The sequence below is a fragment of the Gottfriedia acidiceleris genome, assembly GCF_036421055.1.
Lineage (GTDB): Bacteria > Bacillota > Bacilli > Bacillales > Bacillaceae_G > Gottfriedia > Gottfriedia acidiceleris_C.
The window spans coordinates 20,571-42,936 of sequence record NZ_JAZGQS010000021.1 but is presented as its reverse complement, the minus strand read 5'-3'; the positions used below and the strand labels follow the sequence as shown (position 1 = coordinate 42,936).

The window sequence follows — 22,366 nt, the reverse complement described above, 5'->3', positions numbered from 1 at the left end:
CATTTCAATACACTTCTTTATACAAAACTCGAATTAACTACATGAACCTGCACCGCAGGATTTTTTTTATGTTGATATGTATTAACCCCTCGAATCAAGCTCCTCAAGATAAAAAATAATTCAACATTTAAGATCCAACTCCAACAATCCACCCATACTATTTTTCTCCAAATAAAGAAAAAAATACTACAATTTGTAGTAAATAGTGGCGGTCCCGACCGGGATCGAACCGGCGATCTCCTGCGTGACAGGCAGGCATGTTAACCGCTACACCACGGGACCATATGAAGTTAATGGTGGAGGATGACGGGCTCGAACCGCCGACCCCCTGCTTGTAAGGCAGGTGCTCTCCCAGCTGAGCTAATCCTCCAGGATAAAATGGTGACCCGTACGGGACTCGAACCCGTGTTACCGCCGTGAAAGGGCGGTGTCTTAACCGCTTGACCAACGGGCCAAAAAAAAAAATATGGCAGAGAAGAAGGGATTCGAACCCTCGCACCGCGTAAACGATCTACACCCTTAGCAGGGGCGCCCCTTGAGCCACTTGGGTACTTCTCTATAATAATGGCTCCGCAGGTAGGGTTCGAACCTACGACCACTCGGTTAACAGCCGAGTGCTCTACCACTGAGCTACTGCGGAAAAATACTAATCTTTTCATCAAGTTCTAAAACGTGATGACAAGTATTAATATAAACTAATTACATATTAGATGTCAACACTATTTATAATAGTTTTAACCGACTTTTGCATAATCCACATACATAGCGGCTTATGTCCACTTTTCTTTTTCTTAAGTATGCTTGACCACACCCTGAACACCTATATTTATATTTATAAGAATGCGTTCTTTTTTTTATTGAATTTAGTGGTTTACAATATCTAGGAGCACCTACCTTTTTTAATAGCTCTTTAAAATCTCTATCTTCGTGCTTATATCCTTTCTTCATAATATGAAGATGATAATGACATAGCTCGTGTAATATGATCCCCTTTAACTCTTCAATTCCGTGTTCTTCATAGTAAAATTTATTTAATTCGATATTACTTGTTTTTAATAAATACCTACCACCGGTTGTTCTCAATCTAGTATTGAAAGAAGCTTGGTGGAGAAATGGTCGGTCAAAATAAGTGATTGATAGTTCTTCAACTAGTTTTTGTATCTCCTCATTATCCATTTATGAATCGCCATCCTTTTTTTCCTCTTTATTATAACTGAACAACTCACAAATTGTTGGGTATGCGCATACATTAAACTTACAAATGAGAATTTCAAAAGATCTTATTAGTACAATTTATGCTAAATGGGCTGCTCTTAGTAAATCTCTCTACAACGGCGTAATTTTTACTATCAAAATGAACAATACAGTTATCCTTTTTATACAATGTATCGGAAGGTTACCCCTCACTCATTTATTTCATCGCCCATCCTAAAAAAGATGGGCGAAGATTTTTAAGTTGGAGGTTTTCATAATGGTAATGCCTAGTTGGCTTAAAACTCAAATTCAAAAAGCATTTTATGAAAAAAACCGTTATCAAATTAAATTATTGAATCAATGTTGGTTTTATTATCAAAAAATTAAGCTCTGACCTTTTCTTTGGATTCAATTGGTAGCATTGATAACCCTACTCTTTGTTTCTTTTGGTCTACTTCAGCAATCCAAACCTTTACTACTTGACCAACCGATACAACATCAAGTGGATGCTTAATAAATTTGCTACTCATTCTAGAAATATGAACAAGGCCATCGTTCTTAAGCCCGATATCTACAAATGCACCAAAATCGACTACGTTTCTTACTGTACCTTCAAGCTCCATCCCTATTTTTAGGTCTTCAATTTGAAGAACATCTTGGCGGAGGATTGGTGCTGCTAATTCATCTCGTAAATCTCTTTCAGGTTGCATTAACGATGCTAAAATATCTTTTAGCGTAATTTCACCAATATCAAGTTGCTCTGATACTTCTCTTAAATTAATCGTTTTTATCTGTTCTTTTAATTCATTTGAACCAATTTGACTCGTTGAGAAATTTAATTGCTTTAATAATTTTTTAACTTGCACGTAGCTCTCCGGATGAATACTTGTACGGTCTAAAGGCTCATCTCCTTCAAGAACTCGTAAAAATCCAATACATTGCTCATATGTTTTAGCACCTAATCTTGGAATTGTTTTAAGTTCTTTTCGGTTTGTAATTTTTCCTTTTTCATCACGGTAATTAACAATATTTTTTGCTACTGTTTTGGACAAGCCCGATACGTATTGAAGTAAAGAAACAGATGCTGTATTTACATTTACACCAACTTGGTTAACTGAAGTTTCTACAACAAATGATAATGATTCATTCAAGCTCTTTTGGGACACATCGTGTTGATATAATCCTACCCCAACAGATTTCGGATCAATTTTTACTAGTTCTGCTAATGGATCTTGTAGTCTTCTAGCTATTGATACTGCGCTTCGTTCTTCAACTTGGAAATCGGGGAACTCTTCTCTTGCTAGCTCAGAAGCTGAATAAACACTTGCGCCTGCTTCATTTACGATTACATAGTAAGTATTACTTTTCATTTCTTTTAAAATTCCAGATATAAACAACTCTGTTTCTCTCGACGCCGTACCATTTCCAATTGCAATCATTTCTATTTTATAGTTAATAAGAATATCTTTAATTTTTGTAACCGCTTGTTCTCTTTTATTTTTTTGAACCTCTTGTCTTTCGCCCTTGAAAGGATGAGGGTAAATCACATCTATTTTGAGTACTTTGCCCGTCTCATCTACTACTGCTAATTTACAACCTGTACGAAACGCAGGATCTACTCCTAGTACGATTTTCCCTTTTAATGGTGGTTGCAGTAATAATGAACGCAAGTTTTCTGAGAAAATATTAATCGCGTGCGAATCAGCTTTTTCGGATAATTCTTTACGAATCTCTCTTTCAATCGAAGGCTGAATTAATCTTTTATATGCATCTTCAACGACTTCCATTAAGATTGGTCGTACAAAAGTGTCCTTTGTAATAGCCCTTTTTTCTAAATATAAAATAATCTCATCATAGGGAGATTGAATGGCAACCTTTAAAATATCTTCTTTTTCAGCACGATTCATTGCTAGTATTCTATGTGGAACAATCTTTGAAATTGGTTCAGAGTACTCGTAATACATTTCATATACTTTTTTCTCGTCTTTTTCGGAGTCTTTTACCGTACTATCAATCGTTCCCTTTTTGAAAGTAACTTCACGAATCCACTTCCGATAAGTAGCATCATCTGCAATCCATTCCGCAATAATATCTTTTCCACCTTGAATAACTTCATCAACTGTATTAACTTCTAGTTCAACATTTATGTATTTTAACGCTTCTTCTGCAAGTGAACCTTCATTTGGCATTGAAAATAACCATTCTGCAAAAGGTTCTAACCCTTTATCTTTTGCAACTGTAGCGCGAGTTCTTCTTTTTTCTTTGTATGGTCGGTATAGGTCTTCAACTTCTTGTAGCTTTGTAGCTAAAGTAATACTTTTACGTAATTCGTCAGTCAGTTTCCCTTTTTCCTCAATTAAACGGATTACTTCATCTTTTCTCGTTTGAAGATTTACAGCATACTCATATTTTTCTAAAATGGAATGAATTTGCACCTCATCAAGTGAACCCGTTTTTTCTTTTCGATACCTGGCAATAAAGGGAATCGTATTTCCTTCTTCTTTTAGTTCAATTACAGTAGCTACTTGTTTCGTAGTAATCGATAAATCAGATGCAATTTTATTGATCAATTGTTGTGACAAAAATAACGCCTCCAATTTTTGGGGATTTTAAAGGACCTAAAATAACCCTTTCAAGACGAAAGGGTTACAAAACAATTTATTATAATCTATGTAGGTAAAGCTGCTATAAAAGCAACTTTAAAAATCAACAAGTCCTAAACTGATTTGCAACGCTTCGTCAACCTGATCCATCATCTCATCATCAAGATGTGTTATCTTATCGGTTAATCGTTGTTTGTCAATCGTTCGAATTTGTTCTAGTAGTATAACCGAATCACGTTCAAATCCATATTTTTTTGCATCGATTTCAACATGTGTTGGAAGCTTTGCTTTTTGGATTTGTGCTGTAATCGCAGCGACTATAACGGTAGGACTAAAACGATTACCGATATCATTTTGTATTATGAGAACCGGACGAACTCCACCTTGTTCTGAGCCAACTACAGGGGAAAGGTCTGCAAAATATACGTCGCCACGTTTTACTATCAAGTGATTACCCCCCGCTAACTAAGCGCTCCACTTTAGAATCCGCTTCAGACTCAGCATAGAATGACTCAGAAGATATTAATAAGTTGATTTTAGCCATTTCCATGTATCCACGTCGCATTTGTTCGCGACTTTGGCGTCTTTTACGATCTTTTAAAAACATCTTAGTCGCTTGATAAATATACTCATTTCGATTACCGTTTTCTTGCTTTACTAATCCATCTAGTTCGCTTACTACATGTTTTGGTAAACGTACTGTTATTTCAGTTGTCGCATTTAGTTCGGACAAGTTTCAGCACCTCCAGAATCAACTATTACCCATATATCTCCCTATACTACATCATACCATTATTTTCAGTGGTTGGAAAGACACATATCTTCGTTTATCTTAACCAAATAACAGTGTTTCATACTTTAATACATCAAATTACAATTCATCTGATACTAGATAATTACTTATGGACTTAATATTTCCATTCTTTTTATATACCCTTGGTACTCTATGATTTATTAGGCAAGTTACTTCATAATTGATTGTATTCATATGTGTAGCGACTTCCTCAGCCGTTACTGCTCCATCCTTACTTTCTCCTATTAAAGTAACTTTTGTACCAACTGGATAATGTTTAGAAAGCTTGATCATACACTGATCCATACAAACTCTACCAACGATTTCTGCCTTTTCACCCTCAACCAACACAGAAAATCCTTGCATATCTCTAAGCCAACCATCTGCATACCCAATTGGTAACGTCGCAATCCATTCAGAATCAGAAGTAAAATACGTTGCACCATAACTTACACCACTATTAGCTGGTAATTGCTTAATATGGGAGATTTTCGTATAAAGGGATAGTGCTGGTTTTAATGTAAATGGTAACATTGGTTTTATTTCTAAAGATGGCGTTAAACCATACATGATAATACCAACCCGTACAGTATTAAATAAGTTTGTTTCTAATGCAGCTGCTGCACTATTTGCACAATGAATTAAATCTGGAGAGAATCCACTGCTCTTAACCCACTCTATACATTCATAAAATTTGTCTACCTGCTGATTAAAATAGGATCTATTTAGCTCATCAGCAGTAGCGAAATGTGTAAACAAACCTTCGAGTATAATTGATGGATTTCTTCGTAAGATCGATGCAGCTTGCTCCCATTCAGATTTTGTTTTTAGGCCTAATCTACCCATCCCAGTATCAAATTTAATATGAATCATTGTACGATCAGTGCTTTTTATATTTTTTGAAATACCTTCTAACCAATCAACATTATATGCCGTTAAAGTTAATTTATTCTTGATAGCAACGTTAATGTCCTCTGGTCTAGTTGCTCCTAACACTAATATCGGCGCATCTATACCCGCATTACGCAGAAAAATCCCTTCATCAATAAAAGCAACTAATAATCTTGTTGCTCCAGAATTCAATGCTTGTTTCGCAACTTCAACGTAACCATGTCCATATGCATTCGCTTTTAAAGCTACATATATTTCTTGATGATTAGGGTAAAGCGATACAATATTTTTGATGTTTTCCTCTATTGCATCTAAATCTACTTCTACCCAAGTGTCGCGATAAAATGATTTTTCTGTCATGATCTACACTTCCTTATCGATTTGCCCATTACTCTTTTTTATATGTGTAAAATTATTTGTTTATTTTACTATAAATGTCAACCAATATACTACTCAATTATAGTTTATTTAAAATTTAAAAAGGCGTGATAAAGCATCATCACGCCCTTTTTAGTTTGAAAAAAATATTATTTTGTGCCTGTATCTCCGACTGATTGGGCAACTTGAATTAACTCACTTTGCGTTAAGTTTTTAGAAACAATCGTAAAATCTGTTCCACCGTATGACCATGTAATCATCTTATCTGATAATGCTCCTACAGTTTTACCTAAATCTACTGGTTCACCAGTGATTTCCATCGTTGTTCCAGACTCTGAAATTCGTGCTTTTTCCTCTATTAAAGTAAATGATTTTTTATCACCTTTATATGAAAGTATAACTTGAACACCATTGTCTGTTTTTACTTCTTGTTGATCATCTAACACAACACCCTTCATTAAATAATTAGGGTAAAGAGTAACTAATAAATTAGGATCATTATCTGGATTTGTGGATGTAGGCACACTTAAACGAGCGCTCGTCATATTTTTCTTCACATCAAAAGCATCATTATCAAACTTCGCATTGTATTGTACTTTATCAAATTTAACATCCAACACAACATTTTTATCTGTATCTAATAGTTTAACTGATTCAGGTGTCAGACCTTTTTTATTAAAAGTAATTTCTTGTGTTGGGAGCAATTGTCTATTTGTGTAATTTGTTTTTGTTTCAAACACATATCCTTGCTTTGTTGTTTTAAACGTTGCATTTTTATCTTGTACTAAGTCATTAACTAATGATTCCGGTAAATATGGCTGACTGCTATTTGATGGCCAATCACTTTGGAAGCGATAGCTTTTATTTAATGCTGGCGTTAAAACAAACACACCCTCTTTGTTTCTTAAAATTATTTGGTTTTGATCACTCTTAGCATTTTTTAGTTGTACACGGTAGTAAGAAGGCTTTTTATGCCAAATGACTACTTCATACTTTTGAGGATCATTTCCGTTATTAATTGTTAATGTTGCATCAGCCTTATAGCCATTCATTTTTTCCATCTGATTGCTAAGTGATCCTACAACATCATCTTTCGATTTCTTGCCACATGCAGCCAATGATAGTACTAACATGATTGTCAAAAGCATCGCTACAAGCTTTTTCTTCATCTCCCCAGCTCCTTTATTCCTCTTAAATTGTAAAAAAGAGAATTTTATGCAAAGGCTTATGAATAAATGTGCGCGAGTAGCTTAGAAGTAAAATCTAGATTTATTCATGCACGTTGCAACCTTGCTTCTCATATCCTCATGAAACTATATGAGGTCAAGCTCTAAAATATGCAGACTAGCATGACAAGCTAATTTAAAAATTTAAAGAAAACAATCTGATTAGGGAGAGGGCTGTAAGTTAAGACAATGGTGTAGATACATATATTAATTAATCCTTAAAATTTAGCAATTACGTTGAGTACAAAAAACAAAAGCCACTCAAAAGAGTGACTGTTTAAAAGGGTATTATATTTGCTGTAAGACGACTTGAGCAGCAGCATAATGTTCAGTATGCGTAATTGATAAAAACGGTATAAACGGCAAATCAACGCTTAAAACAGGCTTACCTTTTTCATCATTTAAAATTTCAATATCATGAAATCCCAATTCTTTCCCAATTCCTGTACCAAAAGCTTTTGAACATGCTTCTTTCGCGGCGAATCTTCCTGATAAAAATTCAAGTTTTCTTCGTTCCGATAAGTTTTCGTATATTTCATATTCTGCTTCAGTTAAAATCCTTTTCGCAAACCGTGGCTGCGAACTTATAATTTCTTTCATTCGTTCAATTTCTACTAAATCTAATCCAATACCTACGATCAAATTTCCTCACCCTAACTTTCGAGTACTACGTTTTAAAATAAAAGCTTGAATCATTAATTATTTCAATAGACGGATGAGCTTTCATATCATCCATTAGTTGAAATAGCGCATTATCTTTTTGTTTTGCTTCAATCATACAATCAATTTGCCCAACCGAGCCATAAATTTCATTTAAAAATCTAATAAACATGTTAGGGTCAACAAAATCAGCATGAGCACGTATGTCTTTCTCATCTCTAGGACTTGATATATGCATTTTCATAGGCAAACTCGAAGCTTTCCATGTATCGACTGCATAACTCCAATTTTTTATCCAATCTTCATTTGTATGATTAACTAGATGATGATGATAGTCAAATACAAGTGGTACTCCTAATTTTTCACAAGCAAATAAAGTTTCATCAAACGTAAAGGTCGTATCATCATTTTCAAACATTAGCATTTTTTGAATTTGTGCAGGAACTAGGCTAAAATTTTCTATTAATTGTTCAAGTGATTTTTCTTTATCATCATACCCTCCACCAATATGGAGTACACATCGTTGTTCTGTATTAATCTTCATCGCTTTTAAGAGCTGATAATGCATTTTTAAGGTTTTTACCGATGTTTTTAATAGCTCTTCATCAGTTGAGTTTAAAATTACGAAATGATCCGGATGAAAATCAATCCTCATTTCATTCGTAATTGCAAATTTACCTAGCTCAAGTAAACTTTTCTTTAATGGCTTTATGTAATTCCAGTCTGCTACTTCTTCATGGTTTGCTAAAGGAATTAATTTACTGCTAAGGCGAAAAAAAGATATATCATGTGCTTTGTTGTGCTTTAGTAGTCTTAGACAGTTATTAATATTAGTATTAGCAATTTGTTCTAGCTTACGAATCGCCGCATCTTTATCCTTTTGTTTTAAAAACTGAGCAACCGTCATTGTCTTTGATGGTGAGGCGTTTTGTAAATTCATACTCATTGCGACATATCCAAGTCTTACTAACATTTTTATTCCAACTCTCATACGTTTTTAGTTAGTGTATGGAATCTGCCTAAATTCACACAGCTTGAAATAAAAAAGGTACATGGATTATTATTCCATGCACCTTCAATATTAGCTTATTTATTGCTATCTTGGTGTCTACGTTGTCCGCCACGATTACCATCGCGAGAACCTTCACTACGTTTATTACGGAAGTTTCCACCGCGGTTGTCGCGATCTCCACGACGACCTTCACTGCGACGTCCATCTCCACGGCGACCTTCGCCACCGCCACGTCTGTTTTCACCACGACGGTAACCACCGCCGCCGTTTCCACCACGTCCGCCTCGATCACGTTTTGAAACCATTGGTGGCTCATCAGTTAAACGAATCGGTGTTTCATTTGGTTCTTTTGTTAACATTTTTAAAGCAGCAGCTACTACGTTTACTGAATCATGCTCTTCTAGTAATTCTTCAGCAATACGTTTGTAGAACGCTAAGTTATCACTTTCCATAGTTGAAGCTAATTTTTCAGCAATAATGCGTTGTTGGCTTTCAATTGCTTCATCTAACGTCGGTGCAGTCATACGCTCCATACGTTTTTTCGTTGTACGCTCAATATTTTTTAATTGACCGAATTCACGTGGAGTGATGAATAACATTGCAATACCTGATTTACCTGCACGACCTGTACGACCAATACGGTGTACATAGCTTTCAGGATCTTGAGGGATATCAAAGTTATAAACATGTGTAACGCCAGAAATATCTAATCCACGAGCAGCTACATCTGTTGCTACTAATACGTCAATTGAACCATTTTTGAATTTACGAAGTACTTGTTCACGCTTTGCTTGTGATAAATCACCATGAATCCCTTCAGCAGCATAACCACGTAAGTTTAATGCTTCTGATAATTCATCAACACGACGTTTTGTACGACCGAAAATAATCGCTAATTCTGGTGTTTGAATATCTAATAAACGTGTTAAAACGTCAAACTTTTTCTTTTCTTGAACTTCAATAAAGTGTTGTTCGATGTTCGGCATTGTAACTTCTTTTGCTTTTACTTTAACAATTTGTGGATTTGTCATGAAAGTTTCTGCAATACGACGAATTGGATCAGGCATAGTTGCAGAGAAAAGAAGTGTTTGTTTGTTTTCTGGAACTTCTTTTAGGATCGATTCAATATCTTCAATGAATCCCATATTTAACATTTCATCCGCTTCATCTAATACAACTGTGTTTACATTGTTTAGGCGAATCGTACGGCGGTTAATATGGTCTTGAATACGACCAGGAGTTCCAACAATAATATGTGGGAATTTTTTTAATGAACGCATTTGACGATTAATATCTTGTCCACCGTATATTGGAAGGATTTTTACACCTTTATTCATACCAATTTTGTGTAATTCTTCACCAACTTGAATAGCTAACTCACGTGTAGGTGCGATAACAAGTCCTTGAACATCGTTACTATCTACATCAATTTTTTCTAGTAATGGAATACCAAAAGCGGCAGTTTTACCAGTACCAGTTTGCGCTTGACCAATTACATCATGGCCTTGTTTTGCTAATGGAATAGTCTGCGCTTGAATTGGAGTAGCTTCCTCGAAGCCTAATTTTTCAATCGCAAACAGGATCTTACTACTTAATCCTAATTCTTGAAATGTTGTCAATTTGGTTAATCTCCTTTGTATCTCAATTGATCTATAAAAATTAAAAATATTATATGTTTCGTGACTGTTCATATGGAAGGTTCGTTTTTAGTGGAAAACAATAGTCCGAAGTATCATGAAAAGGAAACAATATCTACCCATTATACGGACATTCTATCTAAAAAGCAAATGAAGTTATATTCTAACAATTTGATTTCCATACTATATTTTGCCCTTATATCATAGTTAAATTCGCCATAAAATCATGTTTATAGCCTTCTACATCCCTTATATTACGAACAGTTTTCATTTGTTAAATTACGAGTATAAAGTTTTCACTTCGGATATTATTACATGCAAGAAGTGAAGAGCAGGACGTATGGAATAAGGATATCTTTTAATCCCTATTTCGCCTACCTTCCCTTCTTGATACCATGCTTACCCCTGATTTACTAACGCATTTACAACTTCTTCTAATTTCATACCCCTAGAAGCTTTAACTAATACTAGGTCATTTGGTTGAACTTGTTGTAATAAATCTTCAATTAATTTATTTTTATCTTCGAAGCTTTTTACTCTTGAAGAGTCCATTTGTTCAAAAGCAGATGTTGCCGCAAATTTACTTAATGGTCCAAAAGTATAAAGAAAATCGAAATGTAAATTTACAACTTCTTCTCCAATTTCTTCATGGAAAGCAATTTCTTGATCACCTAATTCTAACATGTCGCCAAATACTACAAACTTTCGATTATATCCCTTTATCTCCGAAGCAAATAAAAGAGCCGCTTTCATAGATGTAACACTTGCATTATAGGCATCATTAATAACTGTTATTCCATTTTCATTCTTTAATAGTTCCATGCGCATTTTTGTCATTTCTAAATTCTGCATTCCAGAACTAATTTCATCCCATGTTAATGAAAACTTTCTTGCAACTGCAATAGCTGCCAATGTATTACTAATATTATGTTTGCCTAGTACGCCCAATTTGAAACGGACATCCTTAGCTTTATTTATTTCAAATTCACTACCAGATTCATTCATTTCAATAAATGTTGGATAAACATCATTACTTTCGCTTAAACCAAAAGTTTCGATTGTATAGATTAGGTTTTTGTCTTTTGTACCTTCGATTAATAATGGTTCATCACCATTAATGACAAGTAATCCATTTTTCGATAGTCCGCTTGCAATCTCAAGCTTCGCCTTTGCGATCCCAGCTCTTGAGCCTAATTCCTGCATATGAGACTCACCGATATTTGTAATGATTGCCGCGTCAGGTTCAGCTAATTTAGACAAAAATTCAATTTCTCCAAAATTGCTCATACCCATTTCTAAGACAGCAACCTCTGTATCTTCTGCCATCGCTAAAACTGTTAACGGAAGTCCGATATGATTATTAAAGTTCCCTTGTGTTTTATGTACTTTATATTTTGCTGAAAGAATGCTAGTTAAAATATCTTTTGTTGATGTTTTTCCATTACTTCCTGTAATACCAACTATTTTACCATTCCACTCACTTAAATATGATTTAGACAGTTTTTGTAATGCTTCTAATGTATCATCAACTAAGATTACAGATGCGTTTGTTGGTACATTTGAAAACTTTCTAGAACAAAGCACCGCTCTAGCACCATTTTCAATTGCTTGAGGTAAAAATTGGTGTGCATCAAATTTATCACCAATCAGCGGTATAAATAATTTTCCATTTAAATCTACACGAGAGTCTGTTGAAACTCCGTTGATTGTTAAATCTTCACCCTTTAATTCGCTACCAGGGATCATGTTAACGATTTGAGATAAAGTACGTACGATTGACATTGTCACCGACTCCTCTTCTATAGCATTTTTCTTCTATTCACATGAAAACACTATTCAACCATGAATAGTGTTTTCAATTGTTAAATATTATATTTAATTTGTTGTTTTTGTTCGTAACGTTCAATTGCTAGGTCTATTAATTTTTCAATTAATTTTGGATAGGTTAATCCAGTAGCCTGCCATAATTGTGGATACATACTGAACGGAGTAAATCCAGGCATTGTATTAACTTCATTCATTAATACGCCACCATCTTCAGTTACAAAGAAATCAGCACGAGTTAAGCCTGAACCATCGATTGCTTTGAACGCCACTTCTGCATAATGCTTAATTTTTTCATATGTTTCAATTTCGACAGGAGCTGGGATAATTAGACCAGTATCGCCACTCTCATATTTTGCAGTATAATCATAAAATTCTACTGATGGTTTGATTTCGCCAACAACAGAACATTCAACTTGATCGTTACCTAATACAGCAATTTCAATTTCACGTCCAACAATATTTTCTTCAATAATTATTTTACGGTCAAATTGGAATGCTTCTTCAAATGAAGCCATTAATGCTTCACGATTTTTAGCTTTTGTAATACCAACACTTGAACCTAAGTTTGCAGGTTTAACAAATACAGGATAGCCTAATTCTTTCTCGACTACTTCATAGCAAGACTCTGCATTAGTTTTCCACTCTGTTTTTAAGAAATGTACATACTTAGCTTGAGGAATTCCAGCCTGAGCAAATAAGTTTTTCATAATCACTTTATCCATACCAGCCGCTGAAGCTAATACACCATTTCCTACATAAGGAATATTTAATAACTCAAGTAAACCTTGAACTGTTCCGTCTTCACCATTTGGTCCATGTAATAATGGGAAAATAACGTCAACTGGGCCAGTTGAATCTTGATTTGAAGCTGCAGGAATAATTGATGAAGTTAACGCGACAGGAGCGATTTCATTTACATGTTGATCTTCATTTGAGAATTTTAAAGCGGCAACACTTTCTACTTTCCCCTCAATTTGTTTCCCTTGTAACCATTCGCCTTGTTCTGTTATATAAATTGGATACACATCAAATTTTGTGTGATCTAAAGCAGAAATAACGGCAAAAGCTGTTTGTAATGATACTTTGTGTTCAGCAGATTTACCGCCATATAATAATCCTAACTTAATCTTCATGATGTTCCCCCTACTATTTTTTGCTCTCCCTATTGTACCACTTTATACAAATGTGTATAAGCTTTTATGGGTAGAAACCTATTTTTCTTTACAACATATGCAATGATATCTGTTTTGTGATTTCTTGACAACTAAAAAAAGCATAGCTCTACTTAAGCTATACTCAGTTTGTAAATAAGGGTACAAACACTTGAATTTCAGACTAATTGCAAGCACGTTTTTAGGTAGCTTGACACAAGTAATAAGAACTGCCAAATTAACGAAGTAACATAGAAACAAGCGTACTGAGAACTATTGCGCTATACCCTGTTGATTATCTCTAATCGCTACTTTTTCATCAAGTGAGCGATACATTATCCCTGATAATACAACCCCAGATCCAAGAATAATAAAAAGCCATATTCCTAATTTTAAGTCAAATAAAAAGCCCCCAAGTAGAGGTCCAAGAAATCCACCAATCGTCCATTTCATACTACCAACCGCCATATAGGTCGCTCTTAATTCTTCAGGTGCAATATTCGCCACAAATGTCATTTGAACTGGCGACATGACCATTTCTCCAAAGGTGTAGTATATGAAGATTATTGCCAAGAAAAATAGAAGCATCCACTTACCTAATCCAACTGTAAGTAATAATGGAGGTGCAAGGCCGATTGATAATATTCCTAAGCCAAATAAGATCGTGCCATAAAACATCGTTTTACCAATTGAACGATGCGATAAATAACTTGAAATCGGAAATTGCAAAAGAACAACTAACAATCCATTAAGAGACATTAAAAATGGGTAAGGATTCCACATACCAAATCGAGATTGAAAGGTTTGTTTAAAATAAAGTGGTAGCATTCCCTCAATTTGTGAGAAACCCATTGAAATAATTACACCTGTTGCTACGTAAAAAATTAATAATTTATCAGATCTAATGATTTTCATGACCTTTTTAAAAGGTATTTTCGTTACTTCATTTTTTTCTTTAACATTCTTTTCTGCAGGAAGTGTTTCTTTTAATAGAATTAATTGTGCAATACTATAAAGTCCTAAAGTGATAGCTGCAATATAAAATAAACTGTCTTTGGAAAAGTAAACAACTGAACTTCCTAATAATGGACCGATCACCGTACCTACATTACTTCCAACCCTTAATAATCCATATGCTTCAGTTCTTTTTTCTTGTTCAGTAACATCAGCTACCATAGCAGAAGCTGCTGGACTAAAGAACGAGTTACTAATACCTAGTAAAATTGATAAAATTAAAAATGCTGTATAGCCTTTTGCTAAAGCAAAGGATAGTAAGATAAGAGATGTGCCAAGCGTCGAAAAAACCATCATACGTTTTCGACCATATAAATCCGCGAGTCTACCACCAGCCATCGAACCAAATAATGATGCTATAGGTGAAATTGACATAATAAATCCTACCTTTAGCATTGAATCAACTTTTCCTTCTAGGTATAGAGCAAAAAATGGCATAAGCATCATCATTGCACTACTCGTAATCGTTTCTCCAATGACCCGAATCCACACATTACGATCCATACCTTTTAACTTTTTAAAAAAATTCATCCTTAAACGGCACCTCCTAGTGCATCATAACTTCCATATTTAATCGTATCGGAAGAATTATAAATTTCAAATTACTTTATACACGCATCCGATAAAATATGTTATACAAAACAAAAGGGCGTTCAAATTGACTTATCGCCATTTGAACACCCATTCTTTTTTAACTTTTAAACTTGTTCTTTTGAAGAAACTGAGAACATCAATCCTAAAAAAGTACCTAATAGAAATAAGGTTGAACAAGAGCCCATCAATACTATGCTCACCGTTAAGCTTACGCTCGTATGTAAGAAACCGCTTCCAGTAAAATATAGTAAAAAAAGAATAAGACCAATAAAAAAGGCAATACCAGAATATTGAGTATATGTTTCAACGATTTCATAATCAGTTCGCTTCATAATGATTAACCTCCTGTTTTCATCTTTTTTGTGAATTGCAATACCTAATTTGTGACAAATTTGTGACACTTTTATATTAACATACTTATTTCATAATTGTAAATATTTTCAGAAAATTTTTAGAAAATATTTAGGACAAATTTCCGAAACTAACGAATAGGTTGGATCAATATCCCATTCTAAATAAACAAAACCGAGATGAAAAGACATCTCGGTTCTTAGTTATATATCCTTAGAGTCTATTTAAGAAAGATACTCTTATAATTACCATATCCCTCTTCATCCATTTTATCATATGGAACAAATCTTAATGCCGCAGAATTAATGCAGTAGCGAAGGCCCTCAGGTCCAGGTCCATCATCAAATACATGCCCTAGATGCGAGTCAGCTTCAGAACTTCTGACTTCAATACGCAACATCCCATGGCTATAATCCTTCTTTTCTTCAATTTCACCTTTTAGAATTGGTTTGGTAAAACTTGGCCATCCACAACCTGAATCAAATTTGTCTAATGAACTAAATAAAGGAAGCCCTGATACGATATCAACATAAATTCCTTTTTCTTTATGATCCCAGTACTCATTTCTAAATGGTGGTTCAGTTGCATCTTCCTGAGTAACAGCATACTGAATTGGCGTTAGCCTTTTCTTTAGCTCCTCTTGACCTGTTTTCCAGTGTTCCTTTAAAAATTTTTGACGACCAGATCCTTTGAAATAAAGCTGGTAACGAACTGGGTGTTTTTTATAATAATGCTGATGATATTCTTCTGCCTCATAAAATGGTTTAGCAGATAAAATTTCAGTCACAATTGGTTTCTTGAAAATGCCACTTTTCTCTAATTTATCTTTCGAAGCGAGGGCTAGCTCTTTTTGATTTTCATTATGATAAAAGATTGCAGTTTTATATGAACTACCTCGATCATTAAATTGCCCACCTACATCTGTCGGGTCAATTTGTTGCCAAAATAAGTCCAATAATTTTTCATACGGATAGACTTCCGGATCAAATGTAATTTGAACAGCTTCATAATGACCTGTTAAATGAGTGCATACTTCTTCATATGTTGGGTTTTCTTTTTCCCCACCTGTATAGCCTGAAACAACTTTTAAAATTCCGTCCTGTTGATCAAACGGTTTTACCATACACCAAAAACATCCACCAGCAAATGTAGCCAATTCTGTGCCCATACCATTACTCCTCCTAAAAATTGTCATTAATTATATTTACCATATCTAACAGACGATATAAATAATTTTGCTTAAAAAGACCAAAAGCTACCTTGAAAGAATTGAGATTTGTATGTAAACTTATACGATAATTACACAGGAGGAAAATAAGATGTTAGAAGAATTTAAGAAATTTGCTTTAAAAGGAAATGTACTTGATTTAGCAGTCGGGGTAATTATTGGTGGTGCTTTTGGTAAGATCGTTTCTTCTTTAGTTGCTGATATCATGATGCCTATAATTGGACTTATCATAAGAAAGAACTTTACAGGTTGGCAATTTTATGGGATTAAATATGGCTCATTTATCCAAACAGTAGTCGACTTCCTTATCATCTCGATCTCAGTATTTTTCTTTGTTCGATTAATTAATAGACTTTCATTTAGAAAGAAAGAAGTAGAAGAAGCAAAACCTGTTATTCCTACTAAAGAAGAAGCTCTACTTATTGAAATACGTGATTTACTAAAAGAACAGGTTTCAAATCAAAAAGGTATAAGCTAATAGCTTATACCTTTTTATTTGCCCGCCAAACGCTTTCTTTCTTGTTACTTCGCCTGCCTGTGCGGTGCTCTCATTACTGTTTAAGGTAACTCCGCACCTAAAAAGACAAGCGCTTGCAATTAGTCTGAAGATTACATTTTAGTCCTTTGTTGTCTACATACTAAAATCAATATAAAAAACCTCGTACTATACTAATTATAATACGAGGTTAATAAACTATTAGAATTTTCCATAGCCTAAGAAGTGAGAACGAACCCAGCTATTACTTAAGCTGATTACGCTGATACCTTTACTTCCAGCATGAACCATTTTATTTCCACCAATGTAAATACCCATATGTGAAGGACCATTGATATAAGTATTTTGTAAGAATACTAGGTCACCAGGTTGTGGAGAGCTAATTTTTGTAGCATTACTCCAATATGTTTTTACATTTCCACGAGAGATGCCATATCCATTATGTGAATATACATACCAGATGAAACCACTGCAATCAAAACCGCTTGGAGATGTTCCACCAAATACATAAGGTACACCTTGGAATTGTAAAGCATAATCTACAAGTGAGTTTCCAGTTGCTGCTGGACCATCATCATTTGAATCTGATTTAGGTTTAGTATCTGAACTAGAACTTGAATTTGAACTAGATTTCGAATCAGAATTTGAACTAGATTTTGTAGCTGGAGTGCTAACGCTATCATCTTCTTCATCATCACTAGATAATGCAGCTAGTTCAAGAGATTGTTGCTCAAGACGTTGAACTCTCTCATCTTCTTTTGCATTTTCTAGTTCTTTAACTGCTAACTTTAAGTTAGCTTCAGCAGTATTTAATGATTTTTGTTTATCAGCTTGTGATTTTGAAAGTTCACTTTGTTGAGCAACTAAATCTTCTTTTGCTTTTACTAATGAATCTTTCTTCTCATCAACAAGTTGTTTTTCTTTTACTACTTCTGCTTGTTCAGACTTTTGATCTTTAATGATATTTTCGTCAGCTTCAAAAAGTGTTGAAATTGAGTTTACACGATTAAAGAAATCTACGATTGAGTCTGAATTAAATAGAACGTCTGTTACTAGATTAACTTTTGGTTGCTTTTGCATTGCAACTAAACGATCCTCTAATAAATCGTTACGTTTTTGAATTCTGTCTTGTAAGTATGTAATTCTTGCTTTTTTATCTTTAATAATTTCTTCTGTTTCAGAAATTTCTGCTTTTTTTGCTTCTATGTTTTGCTTTGTCGTTTTAATTTGTTGATCTATTTTCTCTATCTCGTTGCTTAATTTTTTGAATTGTGATTGGAACTTATCTACTTCAGCTTGCTTTTTTTCAACTTTGCTATCAGCTAATACTGAAGCATTTGGCGCTAATGATAATACTATTGTACTTGCCATCGCCAGCACTACTAGTTTTTTTCTTAACATTTCAGCGTTTCTCCTCTCGCTAATCTACGTAAATATTTATACCATAGATTCCCGAAGAGCGTCGCAATTGTTACAATATTGTAATATAAATGATAAATATGTCTTTATATGTCGATAAATTATCATCTTTTATTAAAGAAAATGAAATAAAACACTTCTATATAATATAGAAGTGTCAGTAACTGAGACAAATAACACAAAAACGTTATTTATCTTGTAGAGTTTTCGATGTAAATTCGATCATTTCGAACTAAGTCTTCATATGTTTCTCGACGAACTACCTCTCTTGAAACACCATCTTTAACAAATACTACTGCCGGACGACGGATACGGTTATAATTATTAGCCATTGAATAGCCATATGCACCAGTGCAAGATACAGCTAATACATCATTTTTTTGTACAACAGGTAAGTTACAATCCCAAATTAGCATATCGCCACTTTCACAGCATTTACCAGCAATTGATACAACTTCTTTATTCTCATCGTTTGCTCGATTTGCAAGCATCGCTTCATATTTTGACCCGTATAGTGCAGGACGAATATTATCAGTCATTCCCCCGTCAACAGATACATATTTACGAATTGAAGGAAGAGTTTTTGTTGAACCAATCGTATAAAGTGTTGTTCCAGCTTCACCCACAATACTGCGTCCAGGCTCTAACCATAATTCTGGTAATTTATAGTCTAGCTCTTCACATTGTTGTTTAATAATAGTAGTAATTTTTTCTATATGTTTAGCAACAGCTAAAGGCTCATCTTCTGAAGTATAGCGAATACCGAATCCTCCACCTACATTTAATATTTCAGCTGTAAAACCTAAATCATTTTTAAGTCCATTTAAAAAGCTCATTAATACATTGATTGCATGAACAAATCCATCTGGTTCGAAAATTTGAGATCCTATATGTGAATGTACTCCTAATAATTTTAGGTTAGTTGAATTTAAAGAAACTTCCACTGCTTCATTAGCTTGACCAGACATAATATCGAATCCAAATTTAGAGTCTTCTTGGCCCGTCATTACATACTCGTGTGTATGTGCTTCAACCCCTGGCGTAACACGTAATAAGATTGATACTTCTTCATTACGTTGTTCAGCTAAAGCTTGTAATACTTCTAGCTCAAAGAAATTATCGACTACAAAACAACCGATTTTTGCATTTAAAGCTTCTTCAATTTCTTCAATTGTTTTGTTGTTTCCGTGAAAGTGAATTTTCTCAGCTGGATATCCTGCTTGCAAAGCTGTATATAACTCTCCACCAGAAACAACATCTAGACATAGACCTTCTCTTTCAATTAAACGGGCTTGTTCAACACATAGAAACGCTTTACTCGCGTAAGCAACCTGATATTTCATTCCCGTTTCTCTTAAAGCTTCATGGAATTCCCTACATTTTGATTCAATTAATGCTTCGTCATAAATGTATAGAGGCGTACCGTATTTTTTTACTAAATCTACAGTATCACAACCTCCGATTTCTAAATGTCCTTCATTATTAATTCGACTATTACCATGTAAATACATTCGTATTCTCCCTTCAAATCAAATGTAAGATCATTCTAAGAAGCTTCCATCAATATATTAGTGTATTAAAAAAGACACATGAAGGATATGTTCATGTGCCTATCGCTTTTTAAAAAAGGACTAAGCCAATCACATCTCTTCAATAGCTCTTCACAAATACATGTGACAGTACTACATTTATTAAATGTAGTCCCAGAAATAAAATGTGTGGCAATTTATTTCTTCGGCATAGGATCCTTTCTCATTTCGTCATAGAACCCACAGTTCTCTAAAATGATACTCATATACAATGCAACCTCTACGAATAGACTGTTATTTTTTATATTAGTCTATGTATAACACAGTCTAAAAATAGATGTCAAACCATTTTTTAAATATTTGTCGATATATATTCACTTGTACACACAGCTTTTGCTTTCCAAAAATAGTATTTATAATATAGAATATGTTTTATGCGAGAGAAAAGGTGATTCAAAAATGAAAAATCATTTCAATAAATATAAATTACATCTAAAAAAAACAAACCACTAACAAATTGTTAGTGGTTTTTCTATTTTGTTGCCTTATTACAAAACTCTTAACTGAAGTAGAAAAAATTGGACAGGGGTGAATAGATTGCGTTCAAGCAAAATAGCAGTACTTTCAATATGTAGTAACACATTCATCGTTTTATTAAAATTAATTGTCGGGATTCTTACTGGTTCCGTTGCAATTATCTCTGAAGCAATTCATTCTTTATTGGATTTAGTTGCTTCAGTCATTGCTTTTTTCTCTGTAAGGATTTCAAACAGGCCGCCTGATAAGGAACATCCTTATGGTCATGGTAAGTTTGAAAATATTTCAGGTACAGTCGAAACAATCTTAATATTTGTAGCTGGTATTTGGATTATTATTGAATCTGTTGAAAAGCTACTTCATCCAACCCCAATTAAAATGCCAATGATCGGTGTAGTTGTCATGTTAATTGGAGCGTTAATCAATTGGAGAGTAGGAAAAATCGTTCAAAAAGTAGGAAATGATACTCATTCTGTTGCAATGCAATCAAACGCTTTGCATTTATTAACAGACGTTTATTCATCACTCGGGGTTGCAGTAAGTTTAATTTTAGTAAGTCTTACTGGTTGGGAATTTCTCGATGCATTAATCGGAATTGGAATCGCAATTTATATAATGAAGGAATCAATTGAACTTGGACGTAAGTCATTTACCCCCCTACTTGATACTGGGCTTTCTACTGATGAATTAAAACAAATCGAAAATGTATTATATTCTTTTAAATCCCAATATATCGAATACCATGATTTACGCACGAGACGTTCGGGTGCTGAGGAGCATATAGATTTCCATCTAGTATTACCATCACATATGAGCATTGAAGAAGCCCATTTACTATGTGACAAAATAGAAGAAGAAATAAAAAAGGTTTTAATTGATCCTAAAATATTAATTCATGTCGAACCAGAAAATGAAAGAATACAAAAACTTGATCTTTTAAATGGAAGTTCAAGAGATGAGCAGGAATTGCAAGGAGTAGGAAATTCATTAAAGGGATAAATGGACAGCAGTAATTAAAAAACCCCACAAGAATTTTATAACTTGTGGGGTTCATTCTATTAATGCCTTTTACTATATTATAATTTCATCGGAAGGTTGCTCTGAGTCGTCTCCTTTTAATTTTTGAGCTCTCATCGTAACCATTGCATAGCCGATCGCCATAATTATGCCAAAAACATATCCACCAACTGTAAAGATAATTGTACGTGAGTAATATGCTTTTAATCCATACGTGTCAACCATCCACCATTGTGCAACAGCAAATAGGATATCTTTAATAATCCATGCGACAAACAAATACTGAAACACTTTAAATAGTGAAGGATGTTTATATAATTTCTTACTTTCTTCACGGTCTTGCCCCTGTATTGCGGCAATATCGATCATAAAATAATATGGTAATGGCTTTTTCAAAGCCATTAGAATTAAAAATACAACTACAACTCCAAAATGATAATACACATTGTACAAAATTAAGTTTTTCGCAGAACCTAATGCCATTAAATCAACAGCAGTACTAACAGTTAATGTTGAGATAATAAAAATACCAGTTACATTAAACTGTTTAGTATACCAAAAACGAAATAAAGTATATAAAATCCCTGGAACTGTCGGTAAAAGCATTGCCCAATAGTCACTAAAATAGTGTTGTAAAACTTTATATAAAACAAGTGGAAATACTAGATACAAAATTAGATCGTAAATAATTAAATTACTTTCTTTCTTCATTTATATAACCTCGTTTTTTGGCTGTTTCATCATAATAATTGCGATTTTATCTGATTATTAATGTTACTAAAAAACAAAAATCAATTAGAAAGAGCCAT

At 34.0% G+C, this 22,366-nt stretch carries 20 protein-coding genes, 5 tRNA genes and 1 riboswitch; of the genes, 3 read left to right on the top strand and 22 right to left on the bottom strand.

The features are described from left to right. Nucleotides 1-206: 206 nt before the first annotated feature. The 6 genes from RAH41_RS21310 to RAH41_RS21285 form a co-directional block, all read right to left on the bottom strand. Nucleotides 207-282: transfer RNA gene (locus RAH41_RS21310), tRNA-Asp, on the bottom strand. 12 nt (nucleotides 283-294) lie between these two features. Next, nucleotides 295-370, bottom strand: a tRNA-Val gene (locus tag RAH41_RS21305). Between the two features lie 9 nt (nucleotides 371-379). Further along, nucleotides 380-454, bottom strand: a tRNA-Glu gene (locus RAH41_RS21300). Between the two features lie 13 nt (nucleotides 455-467). Then, nucleotides 468-558 (bottom strand) — tRNA-Ser (locus RAH41_RS21295). A gap of 7 nt (nucleotides 559-565) precedes the next feature. Beyond that, nucleotides 566-640, bottom strand: a tRNA-Asn gene (locus tag RAH41_RS21290). An 83-nt stretch (nucleotides 641-723) separates the two neighbouring features. Next, complete coding sequence (locus tag RAH41_RS21285; RefSeq protein ID WP_331225284.1) at nucleotides 724-1,176, bottom strand: SprT family protein; 453 nt, start codon at nucleotides 1,174-1,176, stop codon at nucleotides 724-726. A 301-nt stretch (nucleotides 1,177-1,477) separates the two neighbouring features. Between RAH41_RS21285 and cmpA the strand changes: the two genes are divergently transcribed. Continuing rightward, nucleotides 1,478-1,588 (top strand): cortex morphogenetic protein CmpA, encoded by a 111-nt coding sequence (gene cmpA, locus RAH41_RS21280; RefSeq protein ID WP_088044329.1) that lies wholly within the window; start codon nucleotides 1,478-1,480, stop codon nucleotides 1,586-1,588. Here cmpA and RAH41_RS21275 read toward each other — a convergent pair. The 13 genes from RAH41_RS21275 to msrA form a co-directional block, all read right to left on the bottom strand. Continuing rightward, nucleotides 1,578-3,776, bottom strand: coding sequence for a Tex family protein (locus RAH41_RS21275; protein ID WP_331225283.1), 2,199 nt, complete (start codon nucleotides 3,774-3,776; stop codon nucleotides 1,578-1,580). The genes cmpA and RAH41_RS21275 overlap by 11 nt on opposite strands. Before the next feature lie 117 nt (nucleotides 3,777-3,893). Continuing rightward, nucleotides 3,894-4,244, bottom strand: coding sequence for a type II toxin-antitoxin system endoribonuclease NdoA (ndoA, locus tag RAH41_RS21270; RefSeq protein WP_056476047.1), 351 nt, complete (start codon nucleotides 4,242-4,244; stop codon nucleotides 3,894-3,896). Nucleotides 4,245-4,248: 4 nt separating this feature from the next. Further along, a complete protein-coding gene (locus RAH41_RS21265; protein WP_069033898.1) occupies nucleotides 4,249-4,530 on the bottom strand; it encodes a CopG family ribbon-helix-helix protein in 282 nt (93 codons plus the stop codon). A 138-nt stretch (nucleotides 4,531-4,668) separates the two neighbouring features. Continuing rightward, entirely contained in the window at nucleotides 4,669-5,841 is a 1,173-nt protein-coding gene (gene alr, locus RAH41_RS21260; protein WP_331225282.1) for an alanine racemase, read from the bottom strand. A 167-nt stretch (nucleotides 5,842-6,008) separates the two neighbouring features. After that, a complete protein-coding gene (locus RAH41_RS21255) occupies nucleotides 6,009-7,028 on the bottom strand; it encodes an outer membrane lipoprotein carrier protein LolA (protein WP_331225281.1) in 1,020 nt (339 codons plus the stop codon). Nucleotides 7,029-7,373: 345 nt separating this feature from the next. Further along, the gene (gene acpS, locus RAH41_RS21250; RefSeq protein ID WP_331225280.1) at nucleotides 7,374-7,727 is read right to left on the bottom strand and encodes a holo-ACP synthase; all 354 of its coding nucleotides are present in this window, start codon (nucleotides 7,725-7,727) and stop codon (nucleotides 7,374-7,376) included. 25 nt (nucleotides 7,728-7,752) lie between these two features. Continuing rightward, nucleotides 7,753-8,718, bottom strand: coding sequence for a UV DNA damage repair endonuclease UvsE (uvsE, locus tag RAH41_RS21245; RefSeq protein ID WP_331225279.1), 966 nt, complete (start codon nucleotides 8,716-8,718; stop codon nucleotides 7,753-7,755). Nucleotides 8,719-8,831: 113 nt separating this feature from the next. Further along, a complete protein-coding gene (locus RAH41_RS21240) occupies nucleotides 8,832-10,376 on the bottom strand; it encodes a DEAD/DEAH box helicase (protein ID WP_331225278.1) in 1,545 nt (514 codons plus the stop codon). Between the two features lie 417 nt (nucleotides 10,377-10,793). After that, entirely contained in the window at nucleotides 10,794-12,176 is a 1,383-nt protein-coding gene (locus RAH41_RS21235) for a UDP-N-acetylmuramoyl-tripeptide--D-alanyl-D-alanine ligase (RefSeq protein ID WP_331225277.1), read from the bottom strand. A gap of 80 nt (nucleotides 12,177-12,256) precedes the next feature. After that, on the bottom strand, nucleotides 12,257-13,357 hold the full coding sequence (locus RAH41_RS21230) for a D-alanine--D-alanine ligase (protein WP_331225285.1): 1,101 nt from the start codon (nucleotides 13,355-13,357) through the stop codon (nucleotides 12,257-12,259). A 288-nt stretch (nucleotides 13,358-13,645) separates the two neighbouring features. After that, a complete protein-coding gene (locus RAH41_RS21225) occupies nucleotides 13,646-14,917 on the bottom strand; it encodes an MFS transporter (protein ID WP_331225276.1) in 1,272 nt (423 codons plus the stop codon). Between the two features lie 167 nt (nucleotides 14,918-15,084). After that, the gene (locus tag RAH41_RS21220; protein WP_331225275.1) at nucleotides 15,085-15,312 is read right to left on the bottom strand and encodes a hypothetical protein; all 228 of its coding nucleotides are present in this window, start codon (nucleotides 15,310-15,312) and stop codon (nucleotides 15,085-15,087) included. A 239-nt stretch (nucleotides 15,313-15,551) separates the two neighbouring features. Further along, nucleotides 15,552-16,499 carry a peptide-methionine (S)-S-oxide reductase MsrA gene (msrA, locus tag RAH41_RS21215; protein ID WP_331225274.1) on the bottom strand — a complete coding sequence of 316 codons (948 nt, stop codon included), beginning with the start codon at nucleotides 16,497-16,499 and terminating at the stop codon, nucleotides 15,552-15,554. A 151-nt stretch (nucleotides 16,500-16,650) separates the two neighbouring features. Here msrA and mscL point away from each other — a divergent pair, with 151 nt between their 5' ends. Then, nucleotides 16,651-17,037 carry a large conductance mechanosensitive channel protein MscL gene (gene mscL, locus RAH41_RS21210; protein ID WP_331225273.1) on the top strand — a complete coding sequence of 129 codons (387 nt, stop codon included), beginning with the start codon at nucleotides 16,651-16,653 and terminating at the stop codon, nucleotides 17,035-17,037. 219 nt (nucleotides 17,038-17,256) lie between these two features. On the opposite strand, the gene RAH41_RS21205 is transcribed toward mscL, so the two are convergent. Both RAH41_RS21205 and lysA read right to left on the bottom strand, forming a co-directional pair. Continuing rightward, nucleotides 17,257-18,456 carry an NlpC/P60 family protein gene (locus tag RAH41_RS21205; RefSeq protein ID WP_331225272.1) on the bottom strand — a complete coding sequence of 400 codons (1,200 nt, stop codon included), beginning with the start codon at nucleotides 18,454-18,456 and terminating at the stop codon, nucleotides 17,257-17,259. Nucleotides 18,457-18,665: 209 nt separating this feature from the next. Beyond that, nucleotides 18,666-19,985, bottom strand: coding sequence for a diaminopimelate decarboxylase (lysA, locus tag RAH41_RS21200; protein WP_331225271.1), 1,320 nt, complete (start codon nucleotides 19,983-19,985; stop codon nucleotides 18,666-18,668). A 135-nt stretch (nucleotides 19,986-20,120) separates the two neighbouring features. Then, a riboswitch (Lysine riboswitch) is annotated at nucleotides 20,121-20,294 on the bottom strand. A gap of 306 nt (nucleotides 20,295-20,600) precedes the next feature. On the opposite strand from lysA, the gene RAH41_RS21195 reads away from it, so the two are divergent. Continuing rightward, entirely contained in the window at nucleotides 20,601-21,539 is a 939-nt protein-coding gene (locus RAH41_RS21195; protein WP_331225270.1) for a cation diffusion facilitator family transporter, read from the top strand. 72 nt (nucleotides 21,540-21,611) lie between these two features. Here the strand turns inward: RAH41_RS21195 and RAH41_RS21190 are convergent, their stop codons facing one another. Continuing rightward, the gene (locus RAH41_RS21190) at nucleotides 21,612-22,268 is read right to left on the bottom strand and encodes a VC0807 family protein (RefSeq protein ID WP_331225269.1); all 657 of its coding nucleotides are present in this window, start codon (nucleotides 22,266-22,268) and stop codon (nucleotides 21,612-21,614) included. Nucleotides 22,269-22,366 lie beyond the last annotated feature (98 nt).